13 protein-coding genes and 1 riboswitch are annotated in these 19756 nt (G+C 71.1%); of the genes, 5 read left to right on the forward strand and 8 right to left on the reverse strand.

The features are described 5' to 3' along the window. Positions 1-83: 83 nt before the first annotated feature. The 6 genes from sucD to ACFU8Q_RS24980 form a co-directional block, all read right to left on the reverse strand. Positions 84-968 (reverse strand): succinate--CoA ligase subunit alpha, encoded by an 885-nt coding sequence (gene sucD / locus ACFU8Q_RS24955; protein ID WP_114246183.1) that lies wholly within the window; start codon positions 966-968, stop codon positions 84-86. 21 nt (positions 969-989) lie between these two features. Beyond that, a complete protein-coding gene (gene sucC, locus ACFU8Q_RS24960; protein ID WP_345515068.1) occupies positions 990-2171 on the reverse strand; it encodes an ADP-forming succinate--CoA ligase subunit beta in 1182 nt (393 codons plus the stop codon). Between the two features lie 365 nt (positions 2172-2536). Continuing rightward, positions 2537-3754: a vWA domain-containing protein gene (locus ACFU8Q_RS24965; RefSeq protein WP_384457599.1), complete on the reverse strand. Its 1218-nt coding sequence runs from the start codon at positions 3752-3754 to the stop codon at positions 2537-2539. Continuing rightward, the gene (locus ACFU8Q_RS24970) at positions 3751-6303 is read right to left on the reverse strand and encodes a DUF5682 family protein (RefSeq protein WP_384457601.1); all 2553 of its coding nucleotides are present in this window, start codon (positions 6301-6303) and stop codon (positions 3751-3753) included. Before ACFU8Q_RS24970 ends, ACFU8Q_RS24965 begins: the two co-directional genes overlap by 4 nt. Then, entirely contained in the window at positions 6300-7412 is a 1113-nt protein-coding gene (locus ACFU8Q_RS24975; protein ID WP_384457603.1) for an AAA family ATPase, read from the reverse strand. Before ACFU8Q_RS24975 ends, ACFU8Q_RS24970 begins: the two co-directional genes overlap by 4 nt. Before the next feature lie 111 nt (positions 7413-7523). After that, the gene (locus tag ACFU8Q_RS24980) at positions 7524-7988 is read right to left on the reverse strand and encodes an MmpS family transport accessory protein (protein WP_384457605.1); all 465 of its coding nucleotides are present in this window, start codon (positions 7986-7988) and stop codon (positions 7524-7526) included. Between the two features lie 133 nt (positions 7989-8121). Between ACFU8Q_RS24980 and ACFU8Q_RS24985 the strand changes: the two genes are divergently transcribed. Both ACFU8Q_RS24985 and ACFU8Q_RS24990 read left to right on the forward strand, forming a co-directional pair. Continuing rightward, complete coding sequence (locus ACFU8Q_RS24985; protein ID WP_384457607.1) at positions 8122-9558, forward strand: SWIM zinc finger family protein; 1437 nt, start codon at positions 8122-8124, stop codon at positions 9556-9558. A gap of 126 nt (positions 9559-9684) precedes the next feature. Then, positions 9685-11277, forward strand: coding sequence for a DUF5691 domain-containing protein (locus tag ACFU8Q_RS24990; protein ID WP_384457610.1), 1593 nt, complete (start codon positions 9685-9687; stop codon positions 11275-11277). A gap of 489 nt (positions 11278-11766) precedes the next feature. Here ACFU8Q_RS24990 and ACFU8Q_RS24995 read toward each other — a convergent pair whose 3' ends face one another. Continuing rightward, complete coding sequence (locus ACFU8Q_RS24995) at positions 11767-12180, reverse strand: cobalamin B12-binding domain-containing protein (RefSeq protein ID WP_384457612.1); 414 nt, start codon at positions 12178-12180, stop codon at positions 11767-11769. Positions 12181-12616: 436 nt separating this feature from the next. Between ACFU8Q_RS24995 and ACFU8Q_RS25000 the strand changes: the two genes are divergently transcribed. Both ACFU8Q_RS25000 and ACFU8Q_RS25005 read left to right on the forward strand, forming a co-directional pair. After that, on the forward strand, positions 12617-13510 hold the full coding sequence (locus ACFU8Q_RS25000) for an esterase/lipase family protein (RefSeq protein WP_384457614.1): 894 nt from the start codon (positions 12617-12619) through the stop codon (positions 13508-13510). Between the two features lie 334 nt (positions 13511-13844). Further along, on the forward strand, positions 13845-15353 hold the full coding sequence (locus tag ACFU8Q_RS25005; RefSeq protein ID WP_384457616.1) for a M23 family metallopeptidase: 1509 nt from the start codon (positions 13845-13847) through the stop codon (positions 15351-15353). A 76-nt stretch (positions 15354-15429) separates the two neighbouring features. Here ACFU8Q_RS25005 and pcrA read toward each other — a convergent pair whose 3' ends face one another. After that, positions 15430-17874, reverse strand: a complete 2445-nt coding sequence (gene pcrA / locus ACFU8Q_RS25010) for a DNA helicase PcrA (protein ID WP_384457618.1) — start codon at positions 17872-17874, stop codon at positions 15430-15432. Positions 17875-18154: 280 nt separating this feature from the next. Then, positions 18155-18319: riboswitch (cyclic di-AMP (ydaO/yuaA leader) on the forward strand. Here pcrA and ACFU8Q_RS25015 point away from each other — a divergent pair. Further along, entirely contained in the window at positions 18318-19487 is a 1170-nt protein-coding gene (locus ACFU8Q_RS25015) for an NlpC/P60 family protein (RefSeq protein ID WP_384457620.1), read from the forward strand. Its footprint overlaps the riboswitch before it by 2 nt. Positions 19488-19756: the final 269 nt, after the last annotated feature.

Consider the following 19756-nt stretch of genomic DNA (forward strand, 5'->3'; position numbering starts at 1 on the left):
CCGTATCCCTGACCGGGGTACGGGCCCGCGCCGTCTGTGCGGGTGACGCGACACTGCGGTACTGCTCCGACGCGGTGAAGCGATCAGGCGCCGAGGATCTCGCGCGCCAGCTTGGCGGTCTCGGTCGGCGTCTTGCCGACCTTGACGCCGGCGGCCTCGAGGGCCTCCTTCTTCGCCTGGGCGGTGCCGGAGGAGCCGGAGACGATGGCGCCCGCGTGGCCCATGGTCTTGCCCTCGGGGGCGGTGAAGCCCGCGACGTAACCGACGACCGGCTTGGTGACGTTCTTCGCGATGAAGTCCGCCGCACGCTCCTCGGCGTCGCCGCCGATCTCGCCGATCATGACGATCAGGTCGGTCTCGGGGTCGGCCTCGAACGCCGCAAGGGCGTCGATGTGCGTCGTACCGATGACCGGGTCGCCACCGATGCCGACGGCGGACGAGAAGCCGATGTCACGGAGCTCGTACATCATCTGGTAGGTCAGCGTGCCGGACTTGGACACGAGACCGATGCGGCCGGGCTTGGTGATGTCGCCCGGGATGATGCCGGCGTTGGACTGGCCGGGGGTGATCAGGCCGGGGCAGTTCGGGCCGATGATCCGGGTCTTGTTGCCCTTCGAACCGGCGTACGCCCAGAAGGCGGCCGAGTCGTGGACGGCGATGCCCTCGGTGATCACGACAGCGAGGGGGATCTCGGCGTCGATCGCCTCGACGACGGCGGCCTTCGCGAAGGCCGGCGGCACGAAGAGGACGGACACGTCTGCGCCGGTCTTCTCCATCGCCTCGGCGACGGAGCCGAAGACGGGAACCTCGGTGCCGTCGAAGTCGACGGTCGTGCCGGCCTTGCGCGGGTTCACGCCGCCGACGATGTTGGTGCCGTCGCCCAGCATGAGCTTGGTGTGCTTCATGCCGGTGGCACCGGTCATCCCCTGGACGATGACCTTGCTGTCCTTGGTGAGGAAGATAGCCATGGTGTTGGAGTCCCTCGTCCCTTACTTCGCAGCCGCGGCGAGCTCGGCGGCCTTGTCGGCCGCGCCGTCCATGGTGTCCACACGCTGCACCAGCGGGTGGTTGGCGTCGGAAAGGATCTTGCGACCCAGCTCCGCGTTGTTGCCGTCGAGGCGCACGACCAGCGGCTTGGTGACCTCTTCGCCCTTGCTCTTGAGCAGCGCAAGAGCCTGGACGATGCCGTTGGCGACCTCGTCGCACGCGGTGATGCCACCGAAGACGTTGACGAAGACGGACTTGACGTCCGGGTCGCCGAGGATGATCTCCAGGCCGTTCGCCATGACCTCTGCGGAGGCGCCGCCACCGATGTCGAGGAAGTTGGCGGGCTTCACGTTGCCGTGGTTCTCACCGGCGTACGCGACGACGTCCAGGGTCGACATGACCAGACCGGCACCGTTACCGATGATGCCGACCTCGCCGTCGAGCTTGACGTAGTTGAGGTTCTTGGCCTTGGCGGCAGCCTCGAGCGGGTTGGCTGCGTCCTTGTCCTCGAGGGCCTCGTGGCCGGGCTGACGGAAGTCGGCGTTCTCGTCGAGAGACACCTTGCCGTCCAGCGCCAGGACGTCGCCGGAGGCGACCTTGGCGAGCGGGTTGACCTCGACGAGGAGCGCGTCCTCGGCGACGAACGTCTCCCACAGCGTCACCATGACCTCGGCGACCTTCTCGGCCACCTCGGCCGGGAACTTCGCCTGGGCGACGATCTCGCGGGCCTTCTCGATCGTGACGCCGGTGTTGGAGTCGACCGGGACCTTCGCGAGGGCCTCGGGGGTCTTCTCCGCGACCTCCTCGATGTCCATGCCGCCCTGCACCGAGGCCATGGCCAGGAAGGTGCGGTTGGTGCGGTCGAGGAGGTACGAGACGTAGTACTCCTCAAGAATCTCCGGCGCGGTCTCGGCGATCATCACCTTGTGGACCGTGTGGCCCTTGATGTCCATGCCGAGAATGTCGGTCGCCCGGGCGACCGCCTCGTCGGGGGTGGCGGCCAGCTTGACGCCGCCGGCCTTGCCGCGGCCGCCGACCTTCACCTGCGCCTTGACGACGGACTTGCCGCCCAGCCGCTCGGTCGCCTCGCGGGCTGCCTCAGGCGTGTCAATGACTTCACCGGCCAGCACCGGTACACCGTGCTTGGCGAAGAGGTCCCTCGCCTGGTACTCGAACAGGTCCACGCGCGTCCGTCCCTTTTCAGTGGTCTCGCGGTTCGTTTTCAGCGTGGGCGTGCCGCGAGGGGCAATGTGACTGCTCTGTCACTAGGAAGGCGCACAGGGTGACCCGGAGTACGCGGCATGTCCATCTCGCAGGTTATCCCCGCGCTCCGCATGACCCTAAATCGCAGGTCGCACCTGAGCGGTGATTACGGTCACAGACCGGGCCGGTCGCCGGGTCGCAGTGGACAACTCCGCACCGCCGTGGTCCACGGGGGACGACCCCCGAACAGGCCAGGAACGCGCACCGCGCGAGTCCCTTTCCCTACTGAAGCGAGTTTCCGTACTGCCCCGGGTTCCCCACCGGCGCGAGCCACTCCCCGAGGAGCTCAGTGCTGGGCCTCCTTGTCCGGTACGGGCAGCGGCCTCTTCTCGATCGCCGCGGCCATCACTTCCGGGAAGAGATCCGGGGTGCATGCGAACGCCGGTGCGCCCAGGGCCCCGAGGGCCGCCGCATGGTCGCGGTCATAGGCGGGCGCACCCTCGTCGGACAGCGCGAGCAGCGTCACGAACTGCGCGCCGGAGGCCTTCATCGCGGCGACCCGCTTCAGCATCTCGTTGCGTATGCCGCCCTCGTACAGGTCGCTGATGAGCACGACGACGGTGTCGGCCGGGCGGGTGATCCTCGACTGGCAGTAGGCGAGCGCACGGTTGATGTCCGTGCCGCCGCCGAGCTGGGTGCCGAAGAGGACGTCGACGGGGTCGTCGAGCTGGTCGGTGAGGTCGACCACGGCCGTGTCGAAGACGACGAGTCTGGTCCGCAGGGTGCGCATGGAGGCGAGCACCGCGCCGAAGACGGAGGCGTAGACGACGGAGGCGGCCATCGATCCCGACTGGTCGACGCAGAGGATGACGTCCTTCTTCACGGACTGCGCGGCCCTCCCGTAGCCGATGAGGCGCTCGGGAACGACGGTGCCGTATTCCGGGAGGTAGTTCTTGAGGTTGGCCCGGATGGTGCGGTTCCAGTCGATGTCGTGGTGGCGGGGCCGGTTGATCTTCGCCGAGCGGTCCAGCGCGCCGGTGAGGGTGGCCCGCGTGCGGGTGGCGAGCCGCTTCTCCAGATCGTCGACGACCTTGCGCACGACCGCTCTCGCGGTCTCCTTCGTCGTCTCGGGCATGGCTTTGTTGAGCGAGAGGAGCGTGCCGACGAGATGGACGTCCGCCTCGACGGCCTCCAGCATCTCCGGTTCGAGGAGGAGGGCGGAGAGACCGAGCCGGTCGATCGCGTCACGCTGCATGACCTGGACGACGGAGCTGGGAAAGTATGTACGGATGTCGCCGAGCCAGCGGGCCACGGAGGGTGCGGAGGCTCCGAGCCCGGCCGAGCGGTTGTTCCCGCCCCGGCCTCCGGGGCGGACTCCGCCGCCGTAGAGCGCGGCCAGTGCCGCGTCCATCGCGGCGTCGCGTCCGGTGAGGGTGCAGCCGGTGCTCTCGGCGCTGTCCCCGCCCAGGACCAGCCGCCACCGGCGCAGCCGTTCGTCGTCGGCCGGGCCGGGCGGCGAGCCATGGGCCGGGGGCGATGTGGTGTAGGCGGTGTTCGTGGTCATCCCGTTGCCCCCAGCGGTTCCTTGACGTTCTCGGCACGGTCGGCCGGGTCGACGCCTCCCGGGGCCGGATTCGTGTCGGTGTCTGTGCCTGCGCCTGCGCCTGTGCCCGTGCCTGCACCTGCGCCCGCGCCTGCACCTGTGCCTGTGCCTGCACCGATGTCGGTGTCGGTGTGCGTGTCGGTTTCCAGACCGAGCAGAAGGCGCAGTACCGGTACCACCGCGTCGGCCCGGGCCCGGTCGAGTCCGGGGCCGAAGCCGGGCGCCGCGGCCACGGTGCCGTCGGCGCCGGCGGCCGGACCCCCGCCGGCCGGACCGCGCCGTACGAGCTCGCCGAGCGTGCGCCGTACGCCCGCTTCGTACACCGAGAAGGTGCGGCGCAGCAGAGGCAGCACATCGGCGAAGGTGTCGGCGGGAACCCCGGTGAGCCAGGCGTCGACCAGGCCGAGCAGTCGCTCGTCGTGGACGAGGAGCATGCCTCCCCCGGCCGCTCCGCCGACGAACCCCTCGATCCAGGCCGCGGCGTCGGCCGGGGGCGTTCCGGGTGAGAGAGCCAGGCCCATCAGCCGTGCCGCTTCGTTCTCCGCGAGCCGTCCTTCGTCGAGCAGCAGACGAGCCGCGCGGCCCCGGATGACGCCCGCGACCGTGTCCCGGGCGGCGAGCTTGTGCAGTACGGCGGTCCAGCGCTCGCGCAGCCCGTTTCCGTCGGCGTCTGTCCGAACGGCCTCGCCGAGCAGGCCGATCGCGGTGTGCACCCCGTCCACCCGACGGCGGAGTTCGGCGGCGCCGTCCGCGTCGAGTCCGGTGCACGCGCGTGGCAGTCCGACGCAGATCCGGTCGGCGAGCCCGGCCGCGACCCCGCTGAGCGCCGCGGTGTCCGTGGACCGCACGTCGCCGTAGCGCAGGGTGCGGGCCAGTGCGGGCAGGGCATCGGCGAGATGGCCGACGTCGGCGTCGAGCGCGGCACGGTCCGCGAGGGCCTTCATGACCACGGGCAGCGCGTCGGGCAGTTCCGCGAGGAGACACTGCTCGGCCAGCCCCGTGACCTCGGCGAGCCCGGTCGCCGAGGTCGCCTGGAACTCGGCCTTTGCGGTAGCCGCGGAGAGCACGGTGGTGCCCCATGTCCCGGCCTCCGCGACCTGTACGTACAGCTCGGGTTCCCAGCGCAGCCGCCAACTTTCCCGGAACGTGCCCGTGCTCGCCCGGCCGGCCGCGGGCTCGCCCCAGCCGACAGCCAGGATCCGCAGCCGGTGGAGCAGTCGGCTGCGGGCCGCGTCGGTGTCCTTGCGCAGGTCAAGCTCCAACTCCCGCTCCAGCGCCTCCGGTTTGAGTCGGAGCGTGCGCTGCTGTCGGGTGAGGTCGCGTTGCAGGGGTACGGCGGGGGCGGTGTCCGGCACTTCACCGAGTGTCTCGCCGACGATCAGCCGGTCCCGTACGAGCGCGAGCGGCACGTCGGAGCCTTCGCCCATCACGGCCCTGATCGCGTCCGTCGTCTCGCTCAGCCCGGCGAGCGGGCGGCCGCGCATGGCAGCCAGGGTCTCGGCGAGCCGGACGGCCTCGATGACGTGGGCCGACGAGACGAACCGGTCCTCGTCGCGCAGGAGTCCGGCGACCTTGGTCATCCACCGCTCGATCGGGCGGTCGGCGGCGTCGAAGAGGTGCCCGTACCAGCCGGGCGAGTCGATGCCCGCCCCGTATCCGCTGTGCCGGGCGAGCCGACGGTGCGACCAGGGCACCCAGGTCAGCTCGGTCTTGACCTTGGGGAGCCCTTTGAGCAGGGCCCGGTCGGCGGCGAGCGTGACCCTCGCGCCGAGCGCGGGTACGTGCCAGGCGCCGCAGACGACGGCGATGTCGTCGCCGAACTCCTTTGCCGCCTTGCGCAGTTGGATGCGCATGTACGCCTCGCGGACGGTGTCCCGGGGATGGCCGCCATCGCCGTACACCTCGCGCAGGGCGGTCATGGCCTCGGCGAGCGCGGCGAACGGCGCTCTCGGGTCGGCGGCCTCGCCGTCCTGGGTGCGGTGTTCGACGACGTCTTCCCACCAGGCCTCCGGGTCGTCGTAACCCGCCGTCTCGGCCAGTACGCCGATGGGGTCGATCGGGGCGCGCGCGGACGAGCCGCCGACGCGCGTCCCCGAGCCTGCTTCCCCTGCCTCATCTCCGACCCCGTCCCCGATCCCGTCCTGGCCGTCCTGGCGTTCCGCTTCCCGCGCCATGGCCAACGAGTTCGCCGCGGGCAGGTCGATGAAACGGACCGGCACGTCGTGAGCCAGCGCCCAGCGGATCGCGACCCATTCGGGAGAGAACGCGGCCAGCGGCCAGAACGCCGCCTGCCCCGGGTCGTCCACGGCGTGGGCGAGCAGCGCGACCGGCGGGCGCATCTGCTCCTCGGCAGCCAGCGGAAGGAGCGCGTCACCCTCCGGGGGTCCCTCGATGAGCACAGCCCGCGGGCGGGCGGCATCCAGGGCCGCACGGACGGCTCGGGCCGAGCCCGGTCCGTGGTGCCGCACCCCCAGCAGCAGCGGTCCGCCGGGCGGCGTGGCCCGGGTCATGCGGATACCTCGCGGCAGGCGCGGTAGAAGTCCTTCCACCCGTCCCGCTCCCGGACGACGGTCTCCACGTACTCCTGCCAGACCACCCGGTCGGCCGCGGGGTCGCGGACGACCGCGCCGAGGATGCCCGCCGCCACATCACCGGGGCGCAGCACGCCGTCCCCGAAGTGCGCGGCCAGCGCCAGGCCGTTGGTGACGACGGAGATCGCCTCGGCCGTCGACAGCGTCCCCGAGGGGGACTTGAGTTTGGTGCGGCCGTCGGTGGTGACGCCGTCGCGCAGTTCTCGGAAGACGGTGACGACGCGCCGGATCTCGGCGAGGCCATCGGGCGCGGCCGGGAGGTCGAGCGAGCGCCCGATCTGGTCGACGCGCCGGGAAACGATGTCGACCTCGGCATCGGGGGTCTCCGGCAGCGGCAGCACGACGGTGTTGAACCGGCGGCGCAGCGCGCTGGACAACTCGTTGACCCCGCGGTCGCGGTCGTTGGCGGTGGCGATGACGTTGAAACCCCGGACCGCCTGGACCTCCTGCCCCAGTTCGGGGACGGGGAGCGTCTTCTCCGACAGGATCGTGATGAGCGAGTCCTGCACATCGGCGGGGATACGGGTGAGTTCCTCGATCCGCGCGGTCACGCCGCCGGACATGGCGCGCATGAGCGGGCTGGGCACGAGGGCGTCGCGGCTGGGCCCGTGCGCGAGCAACTGGGCGTAGTTCCACCCGTAGCGGATGGCTTCCTCCGGGGTGCCTGCCGTGCCCTGGACCAGCAGTGTCGAGTCACCGCTGACGGCGGCCGCGAGATGTTCTGACACCCAGGTCTTGGCGGTGCCGGGGACGCCGAGGAGCAGCAGGGCACGGTCGGTGGCGAGTGTGGTCACGGCGACTTCGACGAGGCGGCGCGGGCCGACGTACTTGGGCGTGATCACTGTGCCGTCCGGCAGTGCGCCGCCGAGCAGGTAGGTGGCGACGGCCCACGGGGACAACTGCCAACGGGCGGGCCGCGGGCGATCGTCGGCCGCGGCGAGGGCCTTCAACTCATGGGCGAAGGCGTCCTCGGCATGCGGGCGCAGGGCCTGAACGCCATCGGTGGCGGTGGTTTCGGACACGGTCATGGATCCCCCTCCAGATCGGTCGACCTGATGTGGATTCCACCGTGCACCATGGCACTGACAATCGGCCCCTACCGCAGGTCGGGGACGATTCGGCTGCTACGGACCGGGAGTTCAGCCGGCCACCGGCGAGACGGCGACACAACCGCCCGCGGTGATGAGGCCCTCCCCCTTGGCCTCCTTGATGACCTTGCCCTTGTGCGTGATCGAGCACGCGATGTCGGCCCCGTTCTCGTCCAGGGCGATCGGCATCACGGCGGGCGGCATGATTCCGCGCAGCGTGACGGTCTTCCGCCACGGCAGGGTGGGGGACTTGACCGTCTCGATCTCCGGCTCCATGGCCTTGCCGCCGCCCCCGTGGAACTGGATCTCGTCGACGCTCGTGCCGGTGACCTCGTAGGTGACCTCGTACGTTTCGTTCACGGCCTTGTCCACCTGGTCGACGGTCTCGGAGCAGGCGCCGAGGCCCACGGCGAGGCCGAGAACGACCGCTGCGGAGACAGCGGCACGAACCGTACGAGCCCTGCGAACGGCACGGAGGTCGCGGAAGTTGCGGAAGTTGCGAGTGGTGTGACTCATCGGTTGATCCCCCCGGATCCAGAGTTCAGGAGCTCGCAGCGAATCGCCAAGCGAAAGTAAAGTCAAGGTCTGCTCGAGGCGACGAATCAGCAGGTCAGGCCGATTGTCAGTGGTGGGTTCTACCGTCGTTCCCATGCTGCTATCTCACGGGGGAGAACCCTTGCGCGCCGCCGACCCGGTGGAGCGCTGGACGGTGGAGCAGGTCCTGGCCCTGGCTCTTGACGAGGCATCACGCAAGGCCGGGAGCAAGCTCGGTTCGACCGGCCCTTGGTCGGGCGGCGGATGCGACGGTTCGGGCGCGGTGTGGGGGCTGTGCAAGGGAAGCGGAAGCAAGCCGTATCAAACGGTGGTCGACACCACCGGCCCTGCGTACAAGTGCAGTTGCCCCAGCAGGAAGTTCCCGTGCAAGCACGCGCTGGGCCTGCTGCTGGTCTGGGCATCCGGCGAATCGGCCCTGCCCACGGGCGCGATTCCGGACTGGGCCGGTGAGTGGCTGACGGGCCGTCGCAAGCGCGCGGCGGAGAAGGAGGGGAACGACGGGTCGGCGGCGGGCGGCGCCTCGGCCACGGGCCCGGCCGACCCGGAGGCCGCCCGGCGCCGTGCCGAGCGCCGGGCCGGGCGGATCACCGGCGGAACACAGGAGCTCGAGCAGCGGCTGACGGACCTGCTGCGCGGCGGCCTGGCGGCGGCCGATCAATCGGGGTACGGACTGTGGGAGGAGACGGCGGCCCGCATGGTCGATGCCCAGGCGCCCGGACTGGCCGCCCGGGTAAGGGAATTGGGCTCCATCCCCGCCTCCGGGCCGGGTTGGCCGGTACGGCTGCTGGAGGAGTGCGCGCTGCTGCATCTGCTGGACAGCGCCTGGCTGGGAATCAGCCGGCTGCCGGAGCCGCTGGCGGCCACGGTGCGTACCCGGGTGGGGCTGCCCGCCTCCGCCGAGGGCCCACCGATCCGCGACAAGTGGCTGGTCCTCGCGCAGTACGACACCCCGGACGGCAAGATCGTCACGCGCCGGATCTGGCTCCACGGCAGGGACTCGGGCCGTGCGGCGATGCTGCTCTCCTTCGGGGCTGCCGGGCGCTCCCCCGGGCTGGCACTGCCGGTGGGTGTCACGATCGATGCCGAGATCACGCCCTATCCGGGCATGGGCCGGCTACGGGCGGAGCTGGGCCGGCAGTTCGGTGTCCCGTCCCCGGCAGGCACGCCACCCCCGGGTGGCACGGTGGCGAGCGCGATCGGCGCGTACGGGGACGCCCTGCGGGACGACCCGTGGCTCGACACCTGGCCGGTGACGCTGCACGAGGTCATACCCGTGCCCTCGGGGGACGGCTGGCAACTGATCGACGCGGCGGGCGAGGCGGCCCTGCCCCTCGCTCCGTCCACGCTGTCCCGGCCCGGCCTGTGGAAGCTCGTCGCGCTCTCCGGCGGCTCTCCGGTCACAGTCTTCGGCGAATGCGGCCACCGCGGTTTCGACCCGCTCGCGGCCTGGTCCACGGACGGGGACGACGCCGCCGGCAGCGCCGGTGTCAGCAGCGCTGATACGGCGTCCGAGACCGTGCGGCTCATCTGACGCCGGGTTCCAAGGATTTGAAGGATTCGAAGGGCTCATTCGGAGGACTCGAAGGGGCCGAAGACCGAAGGGTTCGAAGTCCGAAGGCTTCGTAGACCGAAAGGTTCGTAGTCCTAAGGGGGACCAATGCCTCGCACCATCACACCCGCGCCATGGGAAGAACTCGTCACTACGGCGCTCCTCGGCACCGACCGCCGGCCTGCGGAGGGAAACGACGGACCGGCCGGACTGCTGGACGCGGCGGCGCTCCACACCGTGCGGCGCAGAGCGGGACTGCTGCCCGCCCCCGCCGCCCCCCGGCCCGAGCCGGCGCCCGCCGACCCGAGGCCGCCGCTGCCCACGGCCGCGCGGCGCAGACTGGCCCAGTTGCTCGCGGACCGGTCGGCAGCGGGCGGCTCGGGTGGCAGGCGCGGTACGGCCCCCGATCTCACGGAACTGATCCCGCAGTGGCTCGCCACCGCCAATCAGCACGGCTTCCGGGCCCCGGCCGCGCTGCTTCCGCCCCTGCTCGACGCGGCCAGATCCCGCACCGATCTGCGGCCGCAGGCCCTGGCCTTCGCCGGACCGCGCGGGCTGTGGCTGGCCGGGCTGAACCCCGAGTGGAAGTTCGCGCTGCGCGGCTCGTCCAGCGGCTCGTTGCTGCCCGACGTCACGGATCCGGAAGCGGTCGCCCGGCTGTGGGAGGAGGGCCTGTTCGCCGAACGGGTCGCCCTGCTCGGGGCGGTACGGGCACACGATCCCGCGTCGGCGCTCACGCTCCTCGCCACCACGTGGTCCACCGAGCGCGCCGAAGACCGGCTGATGTTCCTCGACTCACTGCGCACGGGGCTGTCCGCCGTGGACGAGACCTTCCTGGAAGAGGCCCTCTCCGACCGCAGCCGCAATGTCCGCTCGACGGCTGCCGAACTGCTCTCCGCGCTGCCGGAGTCGGCGTTCGCCGGACGGATGGCGGCCCGCGCGATCTCCTGTGTGAGCCCGGACCTCGCGGACGACGACGCCTCCGTCGCCGTGGAGGCCCCGCACGAATGCGACGCCGCGATGGAGCGCGACGGCGTGGTGGCGGTGCCGCCGTCCGGGCGGGGGGAACGGTCCTGGTGGTTCGGGCAGTTGGTGGAGGCGACCCCGCTCGCCACTTGGCCGGCGCGGTTCGGCGGGCGCACCGCGCAGGAGATCGTCGCCCTGCCGGTGGCCGACGGCTGGGCCGAGGAACTGCACGCCGCCTGGTGCCGGGCAGCGGTGCGCCAACGGGATCCGGAGTGGGCCCGCGCGCTGCTCGGCACCCCCTCCGTCCCTCCGTCGAACGGCCCCGGCACGGCGTCGCTCGCCGAGCGGTCGAAGCTCCTCGCCATACTTCCCGCGGCCGAACGGGGCGAATGGGTGGCCGACTTCATCGCCGCGCACGGACTGTCGGAGGCGTTCCAGCTGCTCGGGGTCTGCCCGACCCCCTGGTCCGAGCCGCTCGGCCGCTCGGTCGTCGACGCCCTGGACATCGCCCGGGACGCGGGCAGCTACCCCTGGAGCTTCAGCGGCGTGATGGGCCTGGCCGAGCGCTGCCTGAACCCGGCCGAGGCAGACCGCCTGGAGGTCCTCACCACCACCCCCGACGAACCGGAGAACGCCTCACCGGGCGCGAACGGCTACTGGTCGGAGGCCTTCCAGCGGCTGGTCTCCACACTGCGACTACGCGCGGCGATGGACCTGGAACTGATACCGGGCTGAGGCGATTCGGCGAACTTCGGCCGCGGGAAGCACAGCAGCCCCGGCTGAGAACTGCTCAGCGGGGGGGCGGGGCTCGGGGGCCCGAGCCCTGTCGGCGCCCGGCGCGGACAGGTATCAGTCCCGGTGGCCATGGCCCAGTCCACCGCCCATACGCCGACGTCCGGACCGGTCGCCCTGGCAAACGGCACGAGCGGGCGGCGGGCCGGTCACCGGCAAGCGGCTCCGACGGACACGCCCGCACGGCCGCTCCCACGCAGGCGCCCCGTGCGGCCGTCCCCGCACAGCCGGGCCCGGCGCACGCCAAGGTCAGTGGGCCGGAGCAGCGGGCCAGGCCGGTGCGCCAGGCCGGTGCGCCAAACCAGTGCGCCAAACCAGTGCGCCAGGCCGGTGCGCCAGGCCAGTGGGCCAGGCCTGTGCGCCGAACAGCCAGGCCGGGCAGCCGGGCCCGGCAGGGCCGGTGCCCGGGCCGGCGGGCCTGGGTGGTGGGGGTCAGGCTTCGGCGGGGTGGCGGACGTTTGCGTTGACCCAGTCGACGATCGACGCCGTCGTCGCACCCGGGGTGAAGATCGCCGCGACGCCCTGGTCCTTCAGCGGCGCGATGTCCGCCTCCGGGATGATGCCGCCGCCGAAGACCTTGATGTCCTCCGCCTCGCGCTCCTTCAAGAGCTCGATCACCTTGGCGAAGAGCGTGTTGTGCGCACCGGAGAGGATCGAGAGGCCGATCGCGTCGGCATCCTCCTGAATCGCGGTGTCCACGATCTGCTCGGGCGTCTGGTGGAGCCCGGTGTAGATGACCTCCATACCGGCGTCGCGCAGCGCCCGCGCGATCACCTTGGCCCCGCGATCATGGCCGTCCAGGCCCGGCTTGGCCACCACCACACGGATCGGACCGGTCACACCCATCACTGCCTCCACATGCGTCTCCCGTGCCTGAAGGGCCGGGGATGTGAACGAACGTTATCGACAGCATCCCGCAACCCGCCGTTTCGCGGTGGACGGGGAGGGGGAAATCACACGTGGGACATGTTCACCGAGCGCCGTTCCCCTCGATGCGGCACACCTGCCGTGCGGGATCGGCCGCCAGGTGAGCCGTTACGAGGTCGCCGTATCACCGCGCCGTCAGCCGCGCGGCACGGTGGTACGGACCGCCGGACCCGTCGGCATCGGGTCCGACGGCCGGTGGTTCACGGGTCACCACCGGTCGCCACCGGCGAGCAGGGGCCCGCCCATCGGGACCAAAGCCCGGCCGGGCCGACCGCCCGCGCCTCCGCAACGGCACCCCACGAGGGCATACGGGGACCGGAGCCGCCTCCCCGCTTGCCGAAGCAGGAGGTCGGCCATGCAGGTCCTGCCTTTCCCACCGCCACTGCTGCGCCGGCCGTGTCCGTACCGCACCCGGCTGTCATCCGCACTGCTCAAGGCCACCGTGCTCGAACTGGTGGTTCTCACCGGGCACGTACTCCTGTACCCCACCGGCATCGCCGGGGAGCGACGATGCACACCACGCCCGGCCGGACCACCCACCGGCACCGCGCCCGCCCGGACGCCCGTTCTCCCCGCCGAGGGCAGCGAGAGGCCGCCCGTCGTGCTCCTGCACGGTTTCATCGACAACCGTTCGGTCTTCGTCCTGCTCCGCCGCTCGCTCGCCCGGCACGGCTGGCGCCATCTGGAGTCGCTCAACTACTCGCCGCTGACCTGCGACATCCGTACGGCGGCCGAGCTGCTCGGGCGGCACATCGAGGAGATCTGCGCCCGCACCGGACACCATGAGGTCGACATCGTCGGGCACAGCCTCGGCGGCCTGATCGCCCGCTACTACGTACAGCGGCTGGGCGGTGACCAGCGGGTCCGCACCCTGGTCACGCTCGGCACACCGCACGGGGGCACGGCCGTCGCCCCGCTGGCCAGCGCTCACCCCATCGTGCGCCAGATGCGTACGGGCTCCACGCCGATCGAGGAGCTGCGCAGGCCGGCGCCCGGCTGCCGCACCCGGTTCGTGAGCTTCTGGAGCGAACTGGACCGGGTGATCGTCCCCGCCGAGGCGGCGTGCATCGACCATCCGGATCTCAACGCCCTGAACATACGCGTCGGCGGCATCGGCCATCTCGCGCTCCCGGTCCACCCGACTGTCGCCACCGCGGTCCGGCGGGTGCTGGAATCCGGCGAATCGACGACCGAAACCGTAGGAACTTCCGGAGCCGAGGGAGATTCCGAGGCCGGAGGGGCCGCCTGAGCCGGAGTGGTGCCGCCGCTTCACCCACCGGTCAGGTTCTGGCGGGGCCGCGCCGACGGCCGGGACGCCGCTCGAACTTCGATGGCACAGCCACCCCGCCGACCGCCGCCGCACCACATGAATAGAACGGATTTCGAACATAGAGCCAAGGCTCTGTAGACAGTCCGTCGAAAGGCGGCCGATTGCCCGTTTCCTGAGTCGCCCGAACCTGTCGAAGATTGTCGACGTCGCGTACCGCCGGGTACAGTCGCGGCCACTGCTCCCCCTGGGATTCGGAACTTCCCCCACCGGACCCCAGCACACAGGTCCTGCTGCCGAGGCGAGAGAGAAGTTGGTGAACGACCAGCACCCCCACGCCGGGTTCGCCGGATACGACAGCCAAGCCCCCGGCAGCTTCGACAGCGATCCACTCTTCGGCTCCCTCCCCGGTCACTACGACGGCGCGTACGACAGCGGCTACGACACCCAGCAGGCCGGACACAGCGGCCGGTACGACTCCACGCAGTGGGACACGGGCGCGCACCCGACCACCTCGTACGACGCCTACGCCCCGTACGCAGCACAGTCCGAGCAGCAGCAGTACGCCGCAGGCCCGATGTACGACACCACCACCTGGGCCCCCACCGCCACCTTCGCCGGCGTTCCGGCACAGGGTGGCACCCCGGACGCCACGGGGCAGTGGGAGACCAACGGCTGGCACCAGACCGGCCAGTGGGCGACGACCAGCACGGCCGTCTACGACACCGGCGCGTACGACGCCACCGCCTGGAACACCGGCGCCACGCCCGAGCACGAAGAGCAAACCGCGCAAACCGCACAGGTGTTGCACGAGGCACCAGCGGCACACGAGCCGCACGAGGTGTACGACGCACACCTGCCGTACGACCCGTACGAGGCCCATCGCACCGCCGAGTTCAGCCTCCCGGAGACGGACTTCGACACCGACGGGCACGAAGCCACCGCCGAAGCCGCCGAAGCCGGCGAAGTCTCCGAAGCCGTCGGCGACGACAAGACCGCCGCCGCGACCTACGACACTGCCGACGCTCCCCTCGATGCCCACCGCCCCCTCGGCCGCCCCGCCGCGCGCGGCGCCGGCAGCCGCAGTCGGCGGCGTTCTCCCGCGAAGCGTTCCGCGCTCCTCACCGTCGCCGTTCCCTCCGCCTGCGTGATGAGCGTGGCCGGTATCGCCGCGGCCTCCGTCGGCGGGCTGGGCAGCGAGGACAAGAAGGACGACAACACGACCACGATGGCGGCCGCCGACCCCGGCTCGGTCAAGGCGGTCGCCGCCAACAACAAGATGGACACCCAGCTCGCCAACCTCAGAGCCAACGCCGAGAACTTCGGCGACCGCGTCAGCCGTACCCAGGAGCGCATCGATCTGAGGGAGCGGCAGGCCGCCGAGAAGAAGAAGCGGGAGGAAGAGGCCGCCCGCAAGGAGGCGTTGCGCCCCAAGTACGTCGTGCCCGTCGCGCAGCACGGCCTCAGCGCGTACTTCGGGCAGGCGGGCGTCAACTGGATGTCCGTGCACACGGGCATCGACTTCCCCGTCTCGTACGGCACCCCCGTGATGGCCGCGACCGACGGCACCGTACGCACCCAGTGGAACAGCGCCTACGGGAACATGGCCATCGTCACCATGGCCGACGGGACCGAGACCTGGTACTGCCACCTCAGCAGCACCAGGATCCGCTCGGGCACGGTCAAGGCCGGTGACGTCATCGCGTACTCCGGCAACTCCGGGAACTCGACCGGCCCGCACATGCACTTCGAGGTGCGGCCCGGTGGCGGTGCGGCGATAGACCCGCTCCCCTGGCTCCGCAGCCACGGCGTCGACCCGACCTGAGCCACCGCGCCCCACGCACCCGACGGCGGCCGGAGCTACAGCCCCGACCGCCTACGCGTCCGCCCTTCTGCCGGGCCTACAACTTCTCGACCGGCGCGTACCGCAGCAGCAGCTTCTTCGGCCGCTCGTCGCCGAAGTCGACCGTCGCCTTCGCCTGGTCACCGAAGCCCTCGACGGCCGTCACCGTGCCGAGCCCGAACTGGTCGTGCGTGACCCGGTCCCCGACGGCCAGCGTGATCGTCGGCTTGTCCGAGGTTCGCCGGGTCGCGAAGCCCGAGGGGCCGGAGCGCGAACGGGACGACGACAGCGACGAGGTGATCCCCGACGTCGGTCCGGCCGGGGCCGCCATGGGCCCGGTCCGCTTCCACTCCAGGTGCTGGTCCGGGATCTCCTCCAGGAACCGCGACGGCGGGTTGTACGAGGGCTGCCCCCACGCACTTCGCATCGCCGCCCGGGTCAGATAGAGCCGCTCGCGGGCCCGCGTGATGCCTACGTACGCGAGCCGCCGCTCCTCCTCCAACTCCTTGACCTGGCCGAGCGCCCGCATGTGCGGGAAGACGCCGTCCTCCATGCCGGTCAGGAAGACCACCGGGAACTCGAGGCCCTTCGCGGTGTGCAGCGTCATCAGCGTGATGACGCCGGAGCCGTCCTCGTCCTCGTCGGGGATCTGGTCGGAGTCGGCGACGAGCGCGACCCTCTCCAGGAACTCGGCGAGGGTGCCCGCGCCTTCCTCGCCGGCTTCTCCCCGCTCCTGCTCGAATTCGAGGGCGACGGCGGCGAGTTCCTGAAGGTTCTCGATGCGGGTCTCGTCCTGCGGGTCGGTGGACGCCTGGAGCTCGGCGAGATAGCCGGTCCGCTCCAGGACGGCCTCCAGGACCACCGCCGGGCCCGCGCCGGACTCGACGATCGTGCGCAGCTCCTCCATCAGCGTGTTGAACCGCTTGACGGCATTGGCCGACCGGGCGGCCATGCCGTACGCCTCGTCGACCCGGCGCAGCGCCTGCGGGAAGGTGATCTTCTCGCGCATCGACAGCGCGTCGATCATCGCCTCGGCGCGGTCGCCGATGCCGCGTTTGGGCACGTTGAGGATGCGGCGCAGCGGGACGGTGTCCTCGGGGTTGGCGAGGACCCGGAGGTAGGCCAGGACGTCCCGGACCTCCTTGCGCTCGTAGAAGCGCACGCCGCCGACGACCTTGTAGGGCAGGCCGACGCGGATGAAGATCTCCTCGAAGACCCGGGACTGCGCGTTCGTACGGTAGAAGACCGCGACGTCGCCGGCCTTGGCGTCGCCCGCGTCGGTCAGCCGGTCGATCTCTTCGGCGACGAACTGCGCCTCGTCGTGCTCGGTGTCGGCGACATAGCCGGTGATGCGGGCGCCGGTGCCGGCGTTCGTCCAGAGGTTCTTGGGGCGGCGGCTCTCGTTGCGTTCGATGACGGCGTTGGCGGCGGACAGGATCGTCTGCGTGGAGCGGTAGTTCTGCTCCAGCAGGATCGTGGTCGCGTCCGGGTAGTCCTCCTCGAACTGGAGGATGTTGCGGATGGTCGCGCCGCGGAAGGCGTAGATCGACTGGTCCGCGTCACCGACGACGCACAGCTCGGCGGGGGCATCGGCCTCACCGGCGGGGCCGACCAGCTCGCGTACGAGGGTGTACTGGGCGTGGTTGGTGTCCTGGTACTCGTCGACGAGGACGTGCCGGAAGCGGCGGCGGTAGTGCTCGGCGACGTCGGGGAACGCCTGGAGCAGGTGGACCGTCGTCATGATGATGTCGTCGAAGTCCAGCGCGTTGGCCTCGCGCAGCCGGGACTGGTACATCGCGTAGGCCTGGGCGAGGGTCTTCTCGAAGCCGTCGGCGGCCTGGCCGGCGAAGGTCTCCTCGTCGATCAGCTCGTTCTTCAGGTTGGAGACCTTGGCCGTGAACGACTTCGGCGGGAAGCGCTTCGGGTCGAGGTCGAGATCGCGGCAGACCAGGGCCATCAGCCGCTTGGAGTCGGCGGCGTCGTAGATCGAGAACGATGACGTGAAGCCGAGCTTCTTCGACTCGCGGCGCAGGATGCGTACGCACGCGCTGTGGAAGGTCATGACCCACATGGCGTTGGCGCGCGGTCCGACGAGCTGCTCGACGCGCTCCTTCATCTCGCCCGCGGCCTTGTTGGTGAAGGTGATCGCCAGGATCTGGCCGGGGTGCACCCCGCGCTCGGCGAGAAGGTGGGCGATCCGGTGCGTCAGCACCCGCGTCTTGCCGGAGCCCGCCCCGGCGACGATGAGCAGCGGGGAGCCCGCGTGGACCACGGCGGCGCGCTGCTCGGTGTTCAGTCCGTCGAGGAGCGCCGCGGGGTCGATGACGGGGCGGTGCGCGCCGTCGCGGTAGTACGCCTCCCTGGGCGGCGGGGGCCCGTCGAATACGCCCGCGAAGAGGTCCTCCGGCACCGCTTCGGGTGCGGAGTCCTCGGGGGGCGGCGGGGGCTCTTCCTCCGAGTGCTGGAGGCCGGCCAGGAAGCTGTCGTCAAAGAGGCTGCTCATCGCTTGTCGAGTCTAGGCCGCCGCACCGACACACGACGGCCGCATGCCGAACCGGACCCGGACCGCATGGCCGGACCCACCGCCCAGCCGGGCACACAAAGAGAGCGGACACCCACTCGCGGTGAGGGATTCCGGTCCCCCGTCCACACCTGCCGCCCCACTTCGCCGAGGTCACGAAGATGTATCGGGCATATCGAACATCAACCTTCACAGCAGCACCAGGGGTTGGCTAGCGTGCTCGTCCGGGCGGCCCGTACTCCCTGAGGCGAACCACGCCGAGCGGGCGCCCACGCCGAATCCGGGCTGCCCTCGCGGGAGTTCGGAACCGGGGACCCACACGCAGTACCGGGGTGAATCGGTCCTTGTCCCCACGCGGGCCGTAGGGCAGCCTTCCGTTCCGCCCGAACCCGACAGCTAACCCGGTAGGCGGTCCACGGAAGGAGATGCCGGCCTTGGCGTCGCATCGCAAACCGCGCACCCGGGTGCGCACCACCACACCGGCCGTCGGGCTCACGACGGCGGCACTGGCGTCCGTGACCCTGCTCTCCACGCAGAGCGCGATGGCCGCCCCCGCTCCGAAAGCCGGCATCGAGGACGTCCAGAAGAAGGTCGACGACCTCTACCGGCAGGCGGGCACCGCGACCCAGCAGTACAACCAGGCGAAGGAAGCAGCCGCCACCCAGCGCACCAAGGTCGACGACCTGCTGGACGATGCCGCCAAGCGCGCCGACCAGCTCAACGAGGCCCGCAGGACGCTCGGCACGTACGCGGCCGCTCAGTACCGCAGCGGCACCATCGCACCGAGCGCGACCTTCTTCCTGGCCGACGACCCGCAGTCGTATTTCGACCAGAACCAGCTGATGGACCGGATGACCAGCCGGCAGCAGAAGGCGGTCACGGACTTCCGTACGCAGCAGACCAAGGCGGCGAAGAAGCGTGCCGAGGCGGTGCAGAGCCTGGAGACGCTGACCACGACGCAGACCACGCTGCGCACCAGCAAGCAGGACGTCCAGAAGAAGCTGGGCGAAGCGCGCGCGTTGCTGTCGAAGCTGACCGCCGAGGAGAAGGCGCGGCTCGCGGAGCTGGAGCGGAAGAAGGAGGCGGAGGCCCGGCGCAAGGCGGAGGAACTGGCCAAGCGCCAGGCCGCCGCCAAGGCGGAGGCGGACCGCAAGGCCGCGGAGGCCGCGAAGGCCGCGGATTCCGGCGGCGGTACGGGCACCGGCACCGGCACCGGAACGGGCACCGGCTCGGACAGCAGCGCCACCACCAAGGCGGAGAAGGTCCTCGCCTTCGCCCGCGCCCAGATCGGCAAGCCGTACGTCTGGGGCGCGACGGGCCCGTCCTCGTACGACTGCTCCGGGCTCACCCAGGCGGCGTGGAAGGCCGCGGGCGTCGACATCCCGCGCACCACCTGGGACCAGGTGAAAATTGGCACCCGGGTCACGACGGCGGACCTGCGCCCGGGCGACCTCGTCTTCTTCTACGACGACGTCAGCCACGTCGGCATCTACAAGGGCGACGGGATGATGATCCACGCGCCGAAGCCGGGGGCGAATGTGCGCGAGGAGTCGATCTACTACATGCCGATCTACGGCAGCGTGCGGCCGGCGTAGCGGTTCGCACGGGCGTCGGCCGGGGCGCGGGCCGGCATCGGCCGGGGTGCGTGCCCGCTCGCGCCCCGGTCGGCCCGCAGCCCGTCCGACTCAGGACCCGGGTCCTGCTCAGGCCACGGTTCTCAGGACGGACAGCGGCCTCAGCTCTCCGACCTCGGGGCCTCGGCGCCTCGGCCTCAGCTCTCAGGGCTCGGGGCCTCAGGGCTCGCGGCCTCAGGGCTCGGGGCCTCAGGGCTCGGGGCCGCGGGGCTCAGGGCTCAGCTCTCAGG

The sequence above is a fragment of the Streptomyces sp. NPDC057543 genome (genome assembly GCF_042801895.1).
GTDB lineage: Bacteria > Actinomycetota > Actinomycetes > Streptomycetales > Streptomycetaceae > Streptomyces.

Coding starts and splice junctions, on each gene's coding strand:
- ACFU8Q_RS24985 (WP_384457607.1), top strand. CDS start 8,122: ATGCTGCTATCTCACGGGGGAGAACCCTTGCGCGCCGCCGACCCGGTG.
- ACFU8Q_RS25000 (WP_384457614.1), top strand. CDS start 12,617: ATGCAGGTCCTGCCTTTCCCACCGCCACTGCTGCGCCGGCCGTGTCCG.
- ACFU8Q_RS24970 (WP_384457601.1), bottom strand. CDS start 6,303: ATGACCCGGGCCACGCCGCCCGGCGGACCGCTGCTGCTGGGGGTGCGG.
- ACFU8Q_RS24965 (WP_384457599.1), bottom strand. CDS start 3,754: ATGACCACGAACACCGCCTACACCACATCGCCCCCGGCCCATGGCTCG.
- ACFU8Q_RS24995 (WP_384457612.1), bottom strand. CDS start 12,180: ATGGGTGTGACCGGTCCGATCCGTGTGGTGGTGGCCAAGCCGGGCCTG.
- ACFU8Q_RS24975 (WP_384457603.1), bottom strand. CDS start 7,412: ATGACCGTGTCCGAAACCACCGCCACCGATGGCGTTCAGGCCCTGCGC.
- pcrA (WP_384457618.1), bottom strand. CDS start 17,874: ATGAGCAGCCTCTTTGACGACAGCTTCCTGGCCGGCCTCCAGCACTCG.
- ACFU8Q_RS25015 (WP_384457620.1), top strand. CDS start 18,318: ATGCCGGCCTTGGCGTCGCATCGCAAACCGCGCACCCGGGTGCGCACC.
- sucD (WP_114246183.1), bottom strand. CDS start 968: ATGGCTATCTTCCTCACCAAGGACAGCAAGGTCATCGTCCAGGGGATG.
- ACFU8Q_RS24980 (WP_384457605.1), bottom strand. CDS start 7,988: ATGAGTCACACCACTCGCAACTTCCGCAACTTCCGCGACCTCCGTGCC.
- ACFU8Q_RS24990 (WP_384457610.1), top strand. CDS start 9,685: ATGCCTCGCACCATCACACCCGCGCCATGGGAAGAACTCGTCACTACG.